This is a genomic window from Streptomyces sp. NPDC002130, from assembly GCF_040296465.1.
GTDB lineage: Bacteria > Actinomycetota > Actinomycetes > Streptomycetales > Streptomycetaceae > Streptomyces.
This window is the reverse complement of sequence record NZ_JBEOXI010000218.1, coordinates 1-13,843: the sequence shown is the minus strand read 5'-3', so window position 1 is coordinate 13,843 and position 13,843 is coordinate 1. Positions and strand designations below refer to the sequence as shown.

13 protein-coding genes and 1 pseudogene are annotated in these 13,843 nt (G+C 72.5%); 6 read left to right on the top strand and 8 right to left on the bottom strand.

Going from position 1 to position 13,843, the window contains the following annotated elements; genetic code table 11:
• From ABT116_RS31595 to ABT116_RS31585, 3 genes are all read right to left on the bottom strand, one after another.
• On the bottom strand, positions 1-863 hold an 863-nt coding region (locus tag ABT116_RS31595), incomplete at its 3' end, for an aldehyde dehydrogenase family protein (protein ID WP_351640818.1).
• A complete protein-coding gene (locus tag ABT116_RS31590) occupies positions 860-3,727 on the bottom strand; it encodes an FAD-binding and (Fe-S)-binding domain-containing protein (RefSeq protein WP_351640817.1) in 2,868 nt (955 codons plus the stop codon). The genes ABT116_RS31595 and ABT116_RS31590, both read right to left, overlap by 4 nt.
• Entirely contained in the window at positions 3,724-4,992 is a 1,269-nt protein-coding gene (locus ABT116_RS31585; RefSeq protein WP_351640815.1) for an aspartate aminotransferase family protein, read from the bottom strand. The genes ABT116_RS31590 and ABT116_RS31585 overlap by 4 nt, the downstream gene beginning before the upstream one ends.
• A gap of 212 nt (positions 4,993-5,204) precedes the next feature.
• Between ABT116_RS31585 and ABT116_RS31580 the strand changes: the two genes are divergently transcribed.
• The 4 genes from ABT116_RS31580 to ABT116_RS31565 all read left to right on the top strand — a co-directional run bounded on the left by ABT116_RS31580 (position 5,205) and on the right by ABT116_RS31565 (position 9,306).
• The gene (locus ABT116_RS31580; RefSeq protein ID WP_502983969.1) at positions 5,205-6,869 is read left to right on the top strand and encodes a PucR family transcriptional regulator; all 1,665 of its coding nucleotides are present in this window, start codon (positions 5,205-5,207) and stop codon (positions 6,867-6,869) included.
• 63 nt (positions 6,870-6,932) lie between these two features.
• Positions 6,933-7,538 (top strand): RNA polymerase sigma factor, encoded by a 606-nt coding sequence (locus tag ABT116_RS31575; protein WP_351640813.1) that lies wholly within the window; start codon positions 6,933-6,935, stop codon positions 7,536-7,538.
• On the top strand, positions 7,535-8,065 hold the full coding sequence (locus ABT116_RS31570) for a hypothetical protein (RefSeq protein WP_351640811.1): 531 nt from the start codon (positions 7,535-7,537) through the stop codon (positions 8,063-8,065). The genes ABT116_RS31575 and ABT116_RS31570 overlap by 4 nt, the downstream gene beginning before the upstream one ends.
• Entirely contained in the window at positions 8,062-9,306 is a 1,245-nt protein-coding gene (locus tag ABT116_RS31565) for an acyltransferase family protein (RefSeq protein WP_351640809.1), read from the top strand. Before ABT116_RS31570 ends, ABT116_RS31565 begins: the two co-directional genes overlap by 4 nt.
• Here the strand turns inward: ABT116_RS31565 and paaE are convergent.
• The 5 genes from paaE to paaA are packed head-to-tail and all read right to left on the bottom strand — an operon-like array spanning position 9,243 to position 12,981.
• The gene (paaE, locus tag ABT116_RS31560; RefSeq protein ID WP_502983968.1) at positions 9,243-10,358 is read right to left on the bottom strand and encodes a 1,2-phenylacetyl-CoA epoxidase subunit PaaE; all 1,116 of its coding nucleotides are present in this window, start codon (positions 10,356-10,358) and stop codon (positions 9,243-9,245) included. The two genes, ABT116_RS31565 and paaE, sit on opposite strands and share 64 nt — an antisense overlap.
• On the bottom strand, positions 10,358-10,873 hold the full coding sequence (gene paaD / locus ABT116_RS31555; RefSeq protein WP_351640807.1) for a 1,2-phenylacetyl-CoA epoxidase subunit PaaD: 516 nt from the start codon (positions 10,871-10,873) through the stop codon (positions 10,358-10,360). The genes paaE and paaD overlap by 1 nt, the downstream gene beginning before the upstream one ends.
• Positions 10,867-11,694, bottom strand: coding sequence for a 1,2-phenylacetyl-CoA epoxidase subunit PaaC (gene paaC / locus ABT116_RS31550; RefSeq protein ID WP_351640805.1), 828 nt, complete (start codon positions 11,692-11,694; stop codon positions 10,867-10,869). The genes paaD and paaC overlap by 7 nt, the downstream gene beginning before the upstream one ends.
• 10 nt (positions 11,695-11,704) lie before the next feature.
• Positions 11,705-11,998 carry a 1,2-phenylacetyl-CoA epoxidase subunit PaaB gene (gene paaB / locus ABT116_RS31545; RefSeq protein WP_283968961.1) on the bottom strand — a complete coding sequence of 98 codons (294 nt, stop codon included), beginning with the start codon at positions 11,996-11,998 and terminating at the stop codon, positions 11,705-11,707.
• Positions 11,995-12,981 carry a 1,2-phenylacetyl-CoA epoxidase subunit PaaA gene (gene paaA, locus ABT116_RS31540; RefSeq protein WP_351640803.1) on the bottom strand — a complete coding sequence of 329 codons (987 nt, stop codon included), beginning with the start codon at positions 12,979-12,981 and terminating at the stop codon, positions 11,995-11,997. The genes paaB and paaA overlap by 4 nt, the downstream gene beginning before the upstream one ends.
• A gap of 210 nt (positions 12,982-13,191) precedes the next feature.
• Here paaA and paaI point away from each other — a divergent pair, with 210 nt between their 5' ends.
• Together paaI and ABT116_RS31530 are read left to right on the top strand one after the other, a co-directional pair.
• The gene (gene paaI, locus ABT116_RS31535; protein ID WP_351640819.1) at positions 13,192-13,581 is read left to right on the top strand and encodes a hydroxyphenylacetyl-CoA thioesterase PaaI; all 390 of its coding nucleotides are present in this window, start codon (positions 13,192-13,194) and stop codon (positions 13,579-13,581) included.
• Positions 13,578-13,843, top strand: a pseudogene (locus ABT116_RS31530) (hypothetical protein); the annotation flags it as partial. The gene paaI and the pseudogene ABT116_RS31530, both read left to right, overlap by 4 nt.

The window sequence follows — 13,843 nt, the reverse complement described above, 5'->3', positions numbered from 1 at the left end:
GCGGCCGTGCACGCCTCGCCCATGTTGCGCATCTTGGCGACCATCGCCCCGTCCACGGCCACGTCCAGGTCCGCGTCGTCGAAGACGATGAAGGGTGCGTTGCCGCCCAGCTCCATCGAGGTCCGCACGACCGCCTGAGCGCTCTGGGCGAGCAGCAGCTGTCCGACGGCGGTGGAGCCGGTGAAGGAAAGCTTGCGGATCCGCCCGCCGCGCAGGAGCGGTTCGCACACCTCCCCCGCACGGGAGGTGGTGACGACGTTCAGCACGCCGTCCGGCAGCCCGGCCTCCTTGAGGATCGCGGCGAGGGCAAGGCTGGAGAGTGGGGTCTGCGGGGCGGGCTTGAGGATCATCGTGCAGCCGGCGGCGATCGCCGGGCCGATCTTGCGGGTACCCATCGCCAGCGGGAAATTCCACGGCGTGATCAGCAGGCAGGGGCCCACCGGACGGCGGGAGAGCAGCATGCGGTTGCGGCCGTCCGGCAAGGTGGCGCAGCCGCCGTCGATACGGACGGCCTCCTCGGAGAACCAGCGGAAGAACTCGGCGGCGTACGCCACCTCTCCCCTGGCCTCGGCGAGCGGCTTGCCCATCTCGGACGTCATCAGGTGGGCGAGCTCGTCGGTGCGCTCGATGATGATCTCGTAGGCGCGGCGCAGGATCTCGCTGCGCGCCCGGGGCGCCGTACGCGCCCACTCCTGCTGGGCCTGGACGGCGGCCTCCTCGGCGAGCTTCGCGTCCTTGGGCCCGGCGTCGGCGACGTGGCAGAGGATCTCGCCGGTCGCGGGATCGTCGACCGCCATGGTGGCACCGTCCGCGGCGTCCACCCAGGCACCACCGATGAACAACTGGGTCAGAACCTCGGTCATGTCGTCTCTCCTGGCTGGTCGGCGGTGGGGTCGAGGAGTTCGGCGAGGTGCAGGGCACGGATGTCCCGGTCGCCCGCGAGGTGGTCGATCTGGGTGGCGCAGCTGAAGCCGTCGGCGACGACGGGCCGTCCGTCGAGGTGGTCGAGGCGGGGCTTCAGCGCGAGGTCGGCGACGGCCATCGAGGTGTCGTAGTGCTCCGCCTCGAAGCCGAAGTTGCCGGCCAGCCCGCAGCAGCCCTCGGCCTCGTCGACTCCGCGTACGCCCAGGCGGCGCAGCAGGTCGGCGGGACGGCGGCCCTTGAAGGTGGCGTACTCGTGGCAGTGGGTCTGGAGTACGACGTTCTCGGGCAGGGGCGGTGGGGTCCAGCCCTGGTCGGCCAGGTCGGTCAGAGCCCCGGTGAAGGTCTGCACGCGGTCGGCCACGCGCCGGGCGGCCTCGGTGCCGAGGAGCTCGGGTACGTCGCGTTTGAGGGCGGCGGCGCAGCTCGGTTCGGCCACGACGACGGGCCGGTCGTCGCCGTTGTCGAGGGCGGCGACGGTACGGGCCATGACTTTGCGGGCCGTGTCCAGTTGGCCGGTGCTGACCCAGGTCAGTCCGCAGCACAGGCCGTCCTGGGGTGTGCAGGGGATGCCGGCGTCGGCGAGCACGCGGCTCGCCGCTCCCACGACCTGGGGGCGGAAGGCGCGGGTGAAGCTGTCGACGAAGAGGACCGCCTTGGCGGGTTCTGCGGGCTGTGCCGCGCGCAGGGTCCTGCGCAGGGCGCGGCGGGAGGCGAAAGCGGGGATCCTGCGTTCGGTGGTGACACCCCCCAGGCGGGCCAGGAGCCTGCCGAGCGGGCCGCGCAGCAGGGCGTTGACCGGCCGGGCGGCGTATCCCGCGAGCGCCGAGGTCTTCGGCAGCCAGCCCAGGGAGTAGTGGGACCGGGGGCGCAGGCGGCCCTTGTAGTGCTGGTGGAGGAACTCGGCCTTGTAGGTGGCCATGTCGACACCCACCGGGCAGTCGCTGGAGCAGGCCTTGCAGGACAGGCACAGATCGAGGGCGTCCTTGACCTCGGTGGAGCGCCAGCCGTCCCGAATCGCCTCGCCGCGGACCATCTCCTGGAGCATGCGGGCCCGGCCGCGGGTGGAGGCGTTCTCCTCGCCGGTGGCCCGGTAGCTGGGGCACATCACCCCGCCCGCGTCGCTGCGGCAGCGGCCGACGCCGACACAGCGGCGCACGGCACCGGCGAAGCCGTCCGCGTCGTGCGGGAAGCCGAACGTCGTGTCCACGAGGGGGAGTTCGCGCAGCGCGAGATCGGCGTCCAACGGGGCCGGATCGACGATCACACCGGGGTTGAGCAGCCCGTCCGGGTCGAAGACCTCCTTGAAGGCGGCGAACGCGGCGATCATGCGGTGGCTGTACATGACCTCCAGCAGTTCGCTGCGGGCGCGTCCGTCACCGTGCTCACCCGACAGCGTGCCGCCGTGCTCCACGACCAACGCGGCGGCCTCGGCGAGGAAGCGGCGCATGACATCCCGCCCGGTGTCGGTGGCCATGTCGAAGTCGATCCGCACATGCACGCAGCCCGCGCCGAAGTGCCCGTACAGCACACCCGTCAGCTCGTGCGAGGCCAGCAGCTTGCGGAAACCCCGCAGGTAGGCGGCCAAATCCTCGGGGGCGACGGCCGCGTCCTCCCAGCCCGGCCAGGACTCACCACCGTCCACCAGCCGCGCGGCCAGCCCGGCCCCGTCCTCACGCACCCGCCACAACGACCGCCGCTCCGCCGGACTCTCCACGACCCGGCCCCCGGTCAGCCGCCCCCGCTCCCTGAGCAGCGCAAGCAGCTCAGCAGCGCGGGCGTTCACCGTGGCCTGGTCGTCGCCTTCGAGCTCGACGTACAGCCAGGCGCGGCCCTCGGGCAGACCGGTCACGGAGTCGGGCCCGCGGCGGGCGCGCATCGTGGCGACGATCGCCTCGTCCATGCCCTCCACCGCGCTCGGCGCGAACTTCAGGATCTCCGGCACGTCCTCGGCCGCCTCGACCACGTCGTCGTAGCCGAGCGTGAGGAGGGTGGATGCCTGTGCGGTCGCCACCAGGCGGACCGTCGCTGCGGTGACGACCGCACAGGTGCCTTCGGTGCCCACCAGGGCGCGGGCCAGGTCGAAGCCGTTCTCCGGCAGGAGGTGGTGGAGCTGGAAGCCGGAGACCTGGCGCGGGATGCGGCCCAGCTCGGTCCGGATCGGCGCCAGGTTCTGCTCGATCAGGCGCTTGAGGTCGGATTCGAGCCGGGCCACGGCACGGGCGTCATCCGGGTCGACCGGATGCAGCCCGTGGTGATCGGCCACGGCCCGCACGCCGTCGGCCGTCACGATCTCCAGGGACTCGACGTGCCCGCTGGTCCGGCCGTCGCGCACCGACCGGTTCCCGCACGCGTCGTTGCCGATCATGCCGCCGAGGGTGCAGCGGCTGTGCGAGGACGGGTCCGGGCCGAAGTCCAGCCCGTGCAGCGCGGTCGCACTGCGCAGCGCGTCCAGGACGACACCCGCCTCGACCCGTGCGGTGCGCGCCTCGACGTCGATGCCCAGGATCCGGTTCATGTACCGGGAGAAGTCCAGGACCACACCCGTGCCGACGGCGTTGCCGGCCATGCTGGTGCCGCCGCCCCGGGCCGTGACCGGCACACCGGTCTCGCGGCAGGCCCTCACCACGGCGACCACGTCCTCGGTGGTGCGCGGGAAGACCACCGCCCTCGGCGGCACGCGGTAGTTGGAGGCGTCGTAGGCGTAGGGGCCGGTGGCCCCCGGGCCGGTCTCCACCCGCAGACCGGGCGCGAGCTCGGCGATACGGGCCGTGAGACCCGCCAGGTCGCGGGTGGCGGTGGTCATCGGCCCGACGCTCCCGAGGTTCCGGTCTCGACGGCGTTCGCCCAGGCCTGGAGGCCCTCGTCGACGCCGGTCTCGTCGATCACGAGCGCCGGGATCATGCGGACGACCTGGTTCCAGGCGCCGCACAGCAGCAGGAGCAGGCCCTCGTCGATGGCGGCCCGCTGGACGCGGGCGGCGGTCTCCGGGTCGGGGCTGCCGTCCTCCGTGACGAACTCGGTGGCGAGCATGAGGCCGAGGCCGCGGACGTCGCCGATGCCCGGGGTCCGGTCGGCCACGGCCTCCAGGCCCTGGCGGAGCCGCTTGCCCATCGCCTCGGCGTTCTCGACGAGCTTCTCGTCGCGTACGACGTCCAGCGTCGCGCAGGCGGCGGCGCAGGCGACGGCGTTGGCGCCGTACGTGCCGCCCTGCGAGCCGGGCCAGGCCTTCGCCATCAGCTCCTCGGAGGCGGCGATGCCGGAGAGGGGGAAGCCGCTGGCCAGGCCCTTGGCGGTGACCAGGATGTCGGGGGTGACGCCGAAGTGGTCATGGCCCCAGAAGCGGCCGGTGCGGCCGACGCCGGTCTGCACCTCGTCGAAGATCAGCAGGAAGCCGTGCCGGTCCGCCCGCTCCCGCAGCCCTTCGAGGAAGGCACGGTTGGCGGGGACGTAGCCGCCCTCTCCGAGGACCGGCTCGACGATGATCGCCGCCGTGTCGGCGGGCGAGGAGATCGTCTGCAGGGTGTAGTCGAGTTCCTTCAGCGCGAAGCGGGTGGCGGTCTCCTCGTCCCAGCCGTACCGGAAGGGCGTCGGGAACGGGGTGACGACCACGCCGCTCATCAGCGGCGAGAACCCGGACCGGAAGCGGATGCCGGAGGTGGTCATGGAGGCGGCGGCGACCGTACGGCCGTGGAAGCCGCCGTGGCAGACCAGGACGTTGGGCCGGCCGGTGGCCTGGCGGGCCAGCCGCAGGGCCGCCTCGACGGCCTCGCTGCCGGAGTTGGTGAAGAACAGGCTGTCCAGGCCGGCCGGCAGCACCTCGCCCAGCTTGTCGACGAGGCGGCGCAGCGGCTCGTGCATCACGGTCGTGTACTGGCCGTGGATCAGCGTGCCCACCTGCTCCTGCGCCGCCGCCACGACCTGGGGGTGGCAGTGCCCGGTGCTGGTGACACCGATGCCGGCGGTGAAGTCGAGGTAGCGGCGGCCGTCCTCATCGTAGAGGTGGACGCCCTCGCCCCGGGCGGCCACGACGGGCGTGGCCTGGCGAAGGTGCGGCGACAGTGCGGTCATGGTGTCTCCCGGCCGTACGACGAGGTCTGGTGGCTTGGCTCAGCTCCGGTACATGAGCATCCGAGCCTTCGCGAAAGGGGACAACGCGTGATCTGTCCAGCCGGAACCCGTTGTTCGGACGTTGTGTCAACCGCCGGACCCCTGCGACACCGCCCGCCCCTCCGGTGGACTGCTCTTGCGCAGGTCAGTGCCGCTTGTCAGAGTGACCGGGCATGCTGGGAGGCACCGTGAACGCTCACCCCCCGACGGCCGGCCCGGACGCCACCCCGGGCGGCCGTGCGCCGACCCTCGCCGACGTCCTCGCCCTGCCGGTCCTGGCCGCAGGGCAGCCCCAGGTCGTCACGGGGCTGGACCGGCTGGACCGGCCGGTGCGCTGGGTGCACATCACCGAGCTGACGGACCCCGCCTCCTTTCTCAAGGGCGGCGAGCTGGTCCTGACCACGGGCATGCCCCTGCCGGAGGACGCCGCGGGGGTGCGCCGGTACGTCGAGGAACTCACCGAGGTGGGGGCGGCCGCCCTGGTCATCGAACTCGTACGGCGCTACCACCGGCCGCCCGACGCCCTCGTGCAGGCGTGCCGGGCCCGGAAGCTCCCCCTGGTCACCCTGGCCCGGGACGTCAACTTCCTCGAGGTCACGCAGGTCGTGCACGCCCTGATCCTGGGCAACCAGGCCGACGCGATGCGGCGCACCCAGCGGATCCACGAGGCGTTCACGGCCCTGACGCTGCGCGGGGCGGGGCCGGAGGACGTGGTGCGCGCGGCGGCGGAGATGAGCGGCCGGACGGTCGTGCTGGAGAACCTGGTGCACCAGGCGCTGATCTACGAGCCCTCGGGGAGCACGGTGGAGGAGGCGCTCGGCGACTGGGAGCGGCGCTCCCGGGCGACCGAGCCCGGCGGCCACACCGAGGTGGGCGGCCCGGAGGGCTGGCTCACCGCGCCCGTGTCCTACCAGGGTGAACGCTGGGGGCGGCTGGCCATGCTGCCCGCCGACGGACCGGTTTTCGGGCCGGAGCACATCACCGTCCTGGAGCGGACGGCGATGGCCCTGACCGTGGCCCGGCTCATCCACTCCACGCCGTGGGAGCGCACGGCCCACCGCAATGCCCTGCGGGAGCTGGCGGAGCAGCGCCACCACTCCCCCGAGGACGTCCGTGCCCGCTGCGCCGCGCTGGGGCTGCCCACGGAGGCCGGTGTGTTCCTGGCGATCCTCGTGGACCCGGGGCCCGGCGCGGAGGGCACCGAGCCGGAGGCGCTGCTGCACCGGGAGCTGAGGTCGGCCGGCATTCCGGCCCTGGTCGGCGAACTCTCCCCCGGCCGCCTCGGCGTCCTGCTGGCGTTGCGCCCCGCCCAGCCCTGGCGGCCCGTGACCGAACGACTGAGCCGCACCGCGCTGGCTCTGGCCCCGGCGGCGATCGTCGGTGTCGGCTCGGAGGTTGCGGAGCTCGCCGACACCGCACGCTCCTTCCGGGAAGCGGCCCGGGTCATAGAGGCCACCCCGCCCGGCCAGGCCCTGCCCGCGGACCGTTCCTTCCACGAGCTGCCCGACATCGACCTGCGCAGGCTGCTGTACGCGCTGCGCGAGGACCCCAGGATCCAGGACTACACCGAACGCCGGCTGGGCCGGCTCATCGACCACGACACCCGGCACGGCACCGACCTGCTGACGACCCTGGGCCACTACCTCGACGCCGCCGGCAACAAGACCACGGCGGCCCGTCGCGGCGGCCTGTCCAGGGAGACCATGTACCAGCGCCTGCGCGCCATCGAACGCCTCCTCGACACGGACCTCGAATCCGGCGCACGCCGCACCGAACTCCACGTGGCCCTCACGGCGTTGGGCGCGCTGCGCGCCGACCGGGGAGCACACCCCCTGTAACGCTTTTCGCGTCCCGTTCCAAGAACAAGTGACAGGGCACCTGTCGACGAGAAGGGGACATCGGTGGACGACGCGGAACGGTTACGGAGTGGGCCCGCTGCGGCAGTCGGCGACCCGCGGCTCTTCGAGGAGTTCTACCGGCGTCACGTCGACGCCGTGCTGCGCTTCGTGGCCCGCCGGGTGGACGACCCGCACACGGCGGCGGACCTGACGGCCGAGATCTTCCTCGCCGTCCTCGACTCGGCCCCCACCTACCGGCATCACCTCGGCAGCGAGACGGCCTGGCTGTACGGCATCGCCCGCAACGTCGTGTCGTCGGAGCGCCGCCGGGTCGCCCGGGAGACCGAACGCGATCTGCGCATCTCCGGGCGGCGGTTGCTGGAGCCGGACGACATGGCCCGCATCGAGGACAAGCTCGACGCGGAGAGCCCCGGGCGGCGTGTCCTGGCCGCGCTGGCGCGGCTGCCCGAGGGCGAGCGGGCCGTCATGGAACTGATCGCGGTCGACCAGCTCACGGTCACCGAGGCCGCGGCCGCACTGGGCATCCGCCAGGTCACGGCCCGGGTCCGGCTTCATCGGGCCCGCAAGGCACTGCGCGGGGAGACGGACTGCCGGACCGCTCAGCCGCCGGAGGCATCGCTGGTGTACGTGGCAAGGGGGGAAGCATGAGCACGAGGATGACGTTCGAGGACCGGCTGCTCGGTGAGCTGAAGAAGGAGATCGAGCTGCGCGCGGCCGGGGCCGGACCGGACACGGGCAGTTCGGCGGCTCGCGTGCGCCGCCGGTTCGCCCCGCGCCGCATCGCCGTGGTGCTGGCGGCCTGCGCGGCGGCGTGGGCAGCCACGGTGGTGGTGCCCGGCTCACCCGCCGACTCCAGCGCGTTCGCGGTGGAGCGCCACGACAACGGCAGTGTCGAACTCACCGTCAAGCAGGGCTTCGGCATCGACGACCAGCTGGAACTCGCGAAGCGCGTGCGGCCGTGGGGCATCCGGGTGGCTGTGGTCGCTCCCGCGGACGCGTGCAGCTCGTGGGACATTCCCCGGGTCATGGTTCTCACCGCCGAGGGCGACCCCATCCGGGCCTGGCCCGTCACCCTGCGCCGTGGCAGCACGCTGGTGATCGAGAACTCCTGGGGCGAACCGGTGCCGAGGGGCGAGATCGAGCACTACCAGGTGAAGCCCTGCACTCGCCGGTGAGCGCCCGGCTGGGCTGGCTCGACGCGCTGCGCGGATTCGCCGCTCTCGTCGTGGTGTTCGACCACTCGTCGCACACCTTCATGCCGGACTCACGGGCGGAGCTGATGCCGCAGTTCAACACCAGCCGCTACGGCATCATGGTGTTCTTCCTGGTCAGCGGGTACATCGTCCCGGCATCGCTGGAACGCCGGGGCTGTGTGCGGACGTTCTGGATCGGCCGGGTCTTCCGGGTCTATCCGCTGTGGGCAGTCGTCGTCACCGGGCTGCTCGCCGTCGACGCCCTGGGTCTCGCGGAGCTGCGCGACGTCGGCTCGCAGAGCGCTGTCACCGTGGCCGTCGCACACCTCACCATGCTCCAGGAGCTGCTGGAGACGCCCAGCCTCCTGCTCGTCCTCTGGACGCTCTCGTACGAGATGTGCTTCTACCTGCTGGTCGTCGCCCTCTTCACGGTCCGGCTGCACCACCGGTCCGGGGCGGTCGCCGCCGTCTTGGCCGTGCTCGCCGTGGTGAGCGCGGTGGCGGGGGCGTTGCTGCCGGTGTCCGCGCTGTCCGGCCTGGTCGGGACCGGCCCCCTGATCGCGTTCGCGTCGATCACCATGGCGGCCGCCCTGTGCTGTGCGAGTTCCGCCTCACCGGTGTTACGGGTGTTCGGGGGTGTGCTGGGCGGAGCACTGGCACTCGTGCTGGTTCCGTTCAACGGCACGGTCCCTGTGTGGGAGGGCCTGGTGATCCTCGCCGTCATGTTCCTCGGTACCGCCGTCCGCCGAGCCGAGCGCAGGCAGAGCACCTGGCACCGCGCCGCGGGCACGGCAACACTGGTGATCGCCTGCGCCGTGGGAAGCGCCTACCGGTACGGCGACGGCCACCACTTCACACGGCGCGGCTGGATCGTGGCGTTCCTGCTGGCCGTGCTGACCTTCGCCGCTGGGCTGGCCTGGCGCCGCCGGCGCGTGCCGGGGCTGCTGACCGGCTTGGGGACGATCAGCTATTCGGTGTATCTGGTGCATCCGGTGCTACTGGCGGTGATCGACGGCACCGTCGGACGCCGCAGCGACGACCACGCCGGGCTCGAAGTGGCCTTCTTTGCCTTCCTGTTGCCGCTGTGCATAGTGACCCACCGGTACGTCGAGGTCCCGGGCCAGGCATGTGGCCGTCGGCTGGCCCGCTCTCGGCAGGCTCAGGTGTCGAAGTCCACCGTCAGCTCCTCCGACACCGGGAACGACTGGCACGTGAGGACGTAACCCGCGTCGACCTCGGACGGTTCGAGGGCGAAGTTGCGGCGCATGTCGGCCTTGCCGTCGGTGATCTGGGCCCGGCAGGTGCCGCAGACGCCGCCCTTGCAGGCGAAGGGCAGGTCGGGCCGGGTCTGTTGGGCCCCCTCCAGAATGGTGCGGTCGCGGGGCAGCGGGGACGTGGTGGAGCGGCCGTCGAGGGTGACGGTGACCTGGCTGACCGGGCCGGAGGGGCCGGTCTCGGTGTGCCGGACCTCGCGGACTGGCTCGTCGTCGGCGTAGAACAGCTCCTGGTGGACGCGGTCGGCGGGGACGCCGAGGCCGGTCAGGACCTGCTGGGCGGCGCGGACCATGCCGTGCGGGCCGCACAGCCACCAGTGGTCGGCCGACTCCACGTCGACCAGTGCGTCGACGAGGGCGGCCAGCCGCTCGGCGTCGAGGCGGCCGGAGAGCACCTCGGCCTCGCGGGGCTCGCGGGAGAGGACGTGGGCGAGCTGGAACCGCGTCGGGTAGAGGTCCTTCAGGTCGGCGAGTTCGTCGGCGAACATCACCGTGCCGGTGCGGCGGTTGCCGTAGAGGAGGGTGACGCGCGAGCGGGAGTCGGCGGCCAGGACGGACTCGGCGATGGAGACCATGGGTGTGATGCCGGAGCCGGCCGCGATCAGGACGTGGTGGCCGTGGGTCGTGAGGTCGGGGGTGAAGGCGCCGGTGGGTGCCATGACCTCGACCACGTCACCGGGGCGTACGTCGTTCACCAGCCAGGAGGAGAACAGGCCGCCCGGCACCACGCGGACGCCGATCCGCGGCGCTGTGCCGGCGGGGGCGCAGATCGAGTACGAGCGGCGCTCGTCCCTGCCGTCGATGTCGCGGCGCAGCGTGAGCGACTGGCCGGGCGCGAAGGTGAACTCCTCGGCCAGCTCGGCCGGCATGTCGAAGCTGACGGCTGCCGCGTCCTCGCACAGCGGCTGCACGGCGGCGACCCGCAGGGGGTGGAAGACCGGACGTCGGCGGGCACGCGGGCGTGCCGCCGGGGCGGGGGCCGGCTCCATCAGGTCCTCCATCAGATCTCCTTGACGTACTCGAACGGCTCGCGGCAGGCGAGGCAGCGCCACAGGGACTTGCAGGACGTGGCGCCGAAGCGGGAGGTCTCCTCGGTGTCGGGGTGACCGCAGCGGGGGCAGGGCACCGAGCGGCGGGTCGCCGACAGCACGAGCGGCACCGGGCCGGCGGCGCGCGCGGGCGCGGCACCGGGCGGGGCGATGCCGTGCTCGGCGAGCTTGCGCCGGCCGTCCGCCGTGATCCAGTCGCTGCTCCACGGCGGGTCGAGGACCGTGCGGATCTCCACGCGCGCGTACCCCGCCTCGCGCAGCCGGGCGGCCACGCCCGCGCGCATCTCGGCCATCGCCGGGCAGCCCGAGTAGGTCGGGGTCAGGCCGGCGACCACCGTGCCGTCCGGAGCCAGGGTCACCTCGCGCAGTACGCCGAGGTCGGCCAGGGTGAGCATGGGCAGTTCGGGGTCGGGCACCTGCTCGGCGATGCGCCGGGCCCGTCGGGCGTCCAGAAGTGCCGTCACCATGTCGCCTCCGGGTGGGCGCGGGCCACGCCCTGCAACTCGGCCAGCAGCGGGGCGAGGTGCTCGGTGTGCTCCCCGGTGCGGCCCGAGCCGGGCAGGGGGCGGTAGACCGGCATGGGCAGTCCGGCCGCCTCGGTGACCTGGCGGAGGACCGCGACGACCTCGTCCCGGACGTCGTACGCCGTGAACAGCTCGCCCAGGTAGGGCGCCACCTGCTCCTGCGCCCTGCGCATCCGGCGGTGGGACTCCTCGGTGCCGTCGCCGAGGCGCACGGCCCACTCGGCCGCGTACTGGCGGTGGTAGGCCAGTTCCTTCACGCCCTTGGCGGCGATCGCCGCGAGCACCGGGTCGCGGTGCGCGGTGAGCCGCTCGAAGTGCGCGAGGCGCCAGCTGGCGAGCACCAGCAGCCGCACGATCGAGAACGCGAAGTCGCCGCCCGGCAGTTCCGCCAGGCGTACGTTGCGGAAGTCGCCGGCGTCGCGGAAGTAGGCGTAGGCGTCTTCGTCGCGGCCGGTGCCGTCAACCTGGCCCGCGCGGGAGTAGAGCAGGCGGGCCTGGCCGAGCAGGTCGAGCCCGATGTTGGCCAGCGCCACCTCCTCCTCCAGCTCGGGGGCGCGGGTGGTCCACTCGGCGAGCCGCTGGGCGGAGACCAGGGCGTCGTCGGCCAGGGTGACGCAGAGGTCCGCCAGTTCACCGGCGTCGACCCCGTCCGGCACGGTGGCGTCGATGCCGTGCAGGGGGTCCTCGAAGCCGGTGCCGTAGGCCCAGCGGGTGTCGTCCTCGTGGCCCTCGGCGAGGGTCATGTAGACGTGGTCGTCGCTCATGCCCTGTCCTTCAGATGTGGGGGACGTCGTCGGGGATGTCGTAGAAGGTCGGGTGCCGGTAGACCTTGTCGGCGCTGGGCTCGAAGAAGGGGTCCTTCTCGTCGCGGGTGGAGGCGGCGATGTGCTCGGAGCGCACGACCCAGATGCTCACGCCCTCGTTGCGCCGGGTGTACAGGTCGCGGGCGTGGGTGAGCGCCATGCGGTCGTCGGCGGCGTGCAGCGATCCCACGTGGACGTGGTTCAGCCCGCGCTTGCCGCGCACGAACACCTCGTACAGCGGCCAGTCCTGCCGGTCGGCGGTCATGCCACCGCTCCCTTCTCCGCGCGGGCGGCCTGCTTGGCGGCGTGGGCGGTGGCCGCCTCACGCACCCAGGCGCCCTCCTCGTGGGCCGTGCGGCGCCGTTGCATCCGCTGGTCGTTGCACGGGCCGTCGCCCTTGATGACCCGCATCAGCTCGTCCCAGTCGGGCGTGCCGAAGTCGTGGTGGCCCCGCTCCTCGTTCCAGCGCAGCTCCGGGTCGGGGAGCGTCACGCCGAGCTTCTCGGCCTGCGGGACGGTCATGTCGACGAAGCGCCGGCGCAGTTCGTCGTTGCTGTGCCGCTTGATGTTCCAGGCCATGGACTGCGCGGAGTTGGGCGAGGCGTCGTCGGGCGGGCCGAACATCATCAGCGACGGCCACCACCAGCGGTTCACCGCGTCCTGCACCATCTCGCGCTGCTCCGGGGTGCCGCGCATCATCGTCATCAGCAGCTCGTAGCCCTGCCGCTGGTGGAAGGACTCCTCCTTGCAGATCCGCACCATGGCGCGCGCGTAGGGCCCGTAGGAGGAGCGGCACAGCGGCACCTGGTTGCAGATGGCGGCGCCGTCCACGAACCAGCCGATCACTCCGACGTCCGCGAAGCTCAGCGTCGGGTAGTTGAAGATCGACGAGTACTTCTGGCGGCCCTCGATCAGCCGCTCGGTGAGGTCCGCGCGGTCGGCGCCCAGCGTCTCCGCCGCTGAGTACAGGTACAGCCCGTGCCCGGCCTCGTCCTGGACCTTGGCGAACAGAATGGCCTTGCGGCGCAGCGACGGGGCGCGGGTGATCCACTCGCCCTCGGGCTGCATGCCGATGATCTCCGAGTGCGCGTGCTGCGCGATCTGCCGGATCAGTGTCTTCCGGTACCCCTCCGGCATCCAGTCGCGCGGCTCGATCCGCTGGTCCCGCGCGATCGTCGCGTCGAAGTGCTGCTGGAGAGCCGGCTCGGCGCCGTCCGCCCCCGGGGGGCTGGAGTGTGTCGTGTCCATCCGTCCCACTTCCCAACCGACCATTCGTTCGGTCCATCGTAGGACACGCCGGTGCGCCTTGGTAAGACCCCTTGGGCAAGTCCTGGACCTTGACAGGCGTCGAGACGGCTGGATTACATGGCAGCGCCGAGGCTAACCGAATGTTCGGTCGGGCTAAGAGGTGGTGCGAGAGTGACCCATACCGCTGACGCGACGCCGCCCGCGGAGGCGATGTTCGCCGCGGACGAGGCCTCCCGTGGGCTCGGGATCGAGCTGCTGGAGCAGGGCGAGGGGACCGCCGTGCTGCGGATGACCGTGACCCCGGCGATGGTGAACGGGCACGGGATCGCCCACGGCGGATACGTCTTCCTGCTCGCCGACAGCGCATTCGCCTGCGCGTGCAACAGTCACGGCCCGGTGACCGTCGCGGCCGGCGCGGACATCACCTTCGTCGCCCCGGCGTACCAGGGCGACGAACTCGTGGCGCGGGCCGAGGAACGTACCCGCTACGGGCGCAGCGGCCTCTACGACGTGACGGTCCGGCGGGGCGACGAGGTGGTCGCGGAGTTCCGGGGCCGCAGCCGCAGTATCAGGAGCACGAGGCCGGAGGAGCCTGAATGACCAGCGAGACGACGGCCTCCCGGGCCCCGGAGCCGACGGGACGGCGACGCGGCGAGCCCCTCCCCCACGACCTGCTCGACGACGGGGAGCGGCTGACCCGCGAGCAGCTGCGCGAGCTCCAGCTCGACCGTCTGCGCGGGAGCCTGCGGCACGCCTACGACAACGTGGAGGCGTACCGGAAGAAGTTCGACGCGGCCGGGGGAAGGGGCGCTGGGCTTCCAGGTGCCGGACCAGAGCAGCCTGCGCCTCGGTGGCAGGTTGG

Bases quoted from the DNA above. Each gene is read 5' to 3' on its own strand.
- paaE (WP_502983968.1), bottom strand. From the start codon at position 10,358: ATGGAGGACCTGATGGAGCCGGCCCCCGCCCCGGCGGCACGCCCGCGT.
- paaD (WP_351640807.1), bottom strand. From the start codon at position 10,873: ATGGTGACGGCACTTCTGGACGCCCGACGGGCCCGGCGCATCGCCGAG.
- paaC (WP_351640805.1), bottom strand. From the start codon at position 11,694: ATGAGCGACGACCACGTCTACATGACCCTCGCCGAGGGCCACGAGGAC.
- paaA (WP_351640803.1), bottom strand. From the start codon at position 12,981: ATGGACACGACACACTCCAGCCCCCCGGGGGCGGACGGCGCCGAGCCG.
- ABT116_RS31570 (WP_351640811.1), top strand. From the start codon at position 7,535: ATGAGCACGAGGATGACGTTCGAGGACCGGCTGCTCGGTGAGCTGAAG.
- paaI (WP_351640819.1), top strand. From the start codon at position 13,192: ATGTTCGCCGCGGACGAGGCCTCCCGTGGGCTCGGGATCGAGCTGCTG.
- ABT116_RS31590 (WP_351640817.1), bottom strand. From the start codon at position 3,727: ATGACCACCGCCACCCGCGACCTGGCGGGTCTCACGGCCCGTATCGCC.
- ABT116_RS31580 (WP_502983969.1), top strand. From the start codon at position 5,205: ATGCTGGGAGGCACCGTGAACGCTCACCCCCCGACGGCCGGCCCGGAC.
- paaB (WP_283968961.1), bottom strand. From the start codon at position 11,998: ATGACCGCCGACCGGCAGGACTGGCCGCTGTACGAGGTGTTCGTGCGC.
- ABT116_RS31585 (WP_351640815.1), bottom strand. From the start codon at position 4,992: ATGACCGCACTGTCGCCGCACCTTCGCCAGGCCACGCCCGTCGTGGCC.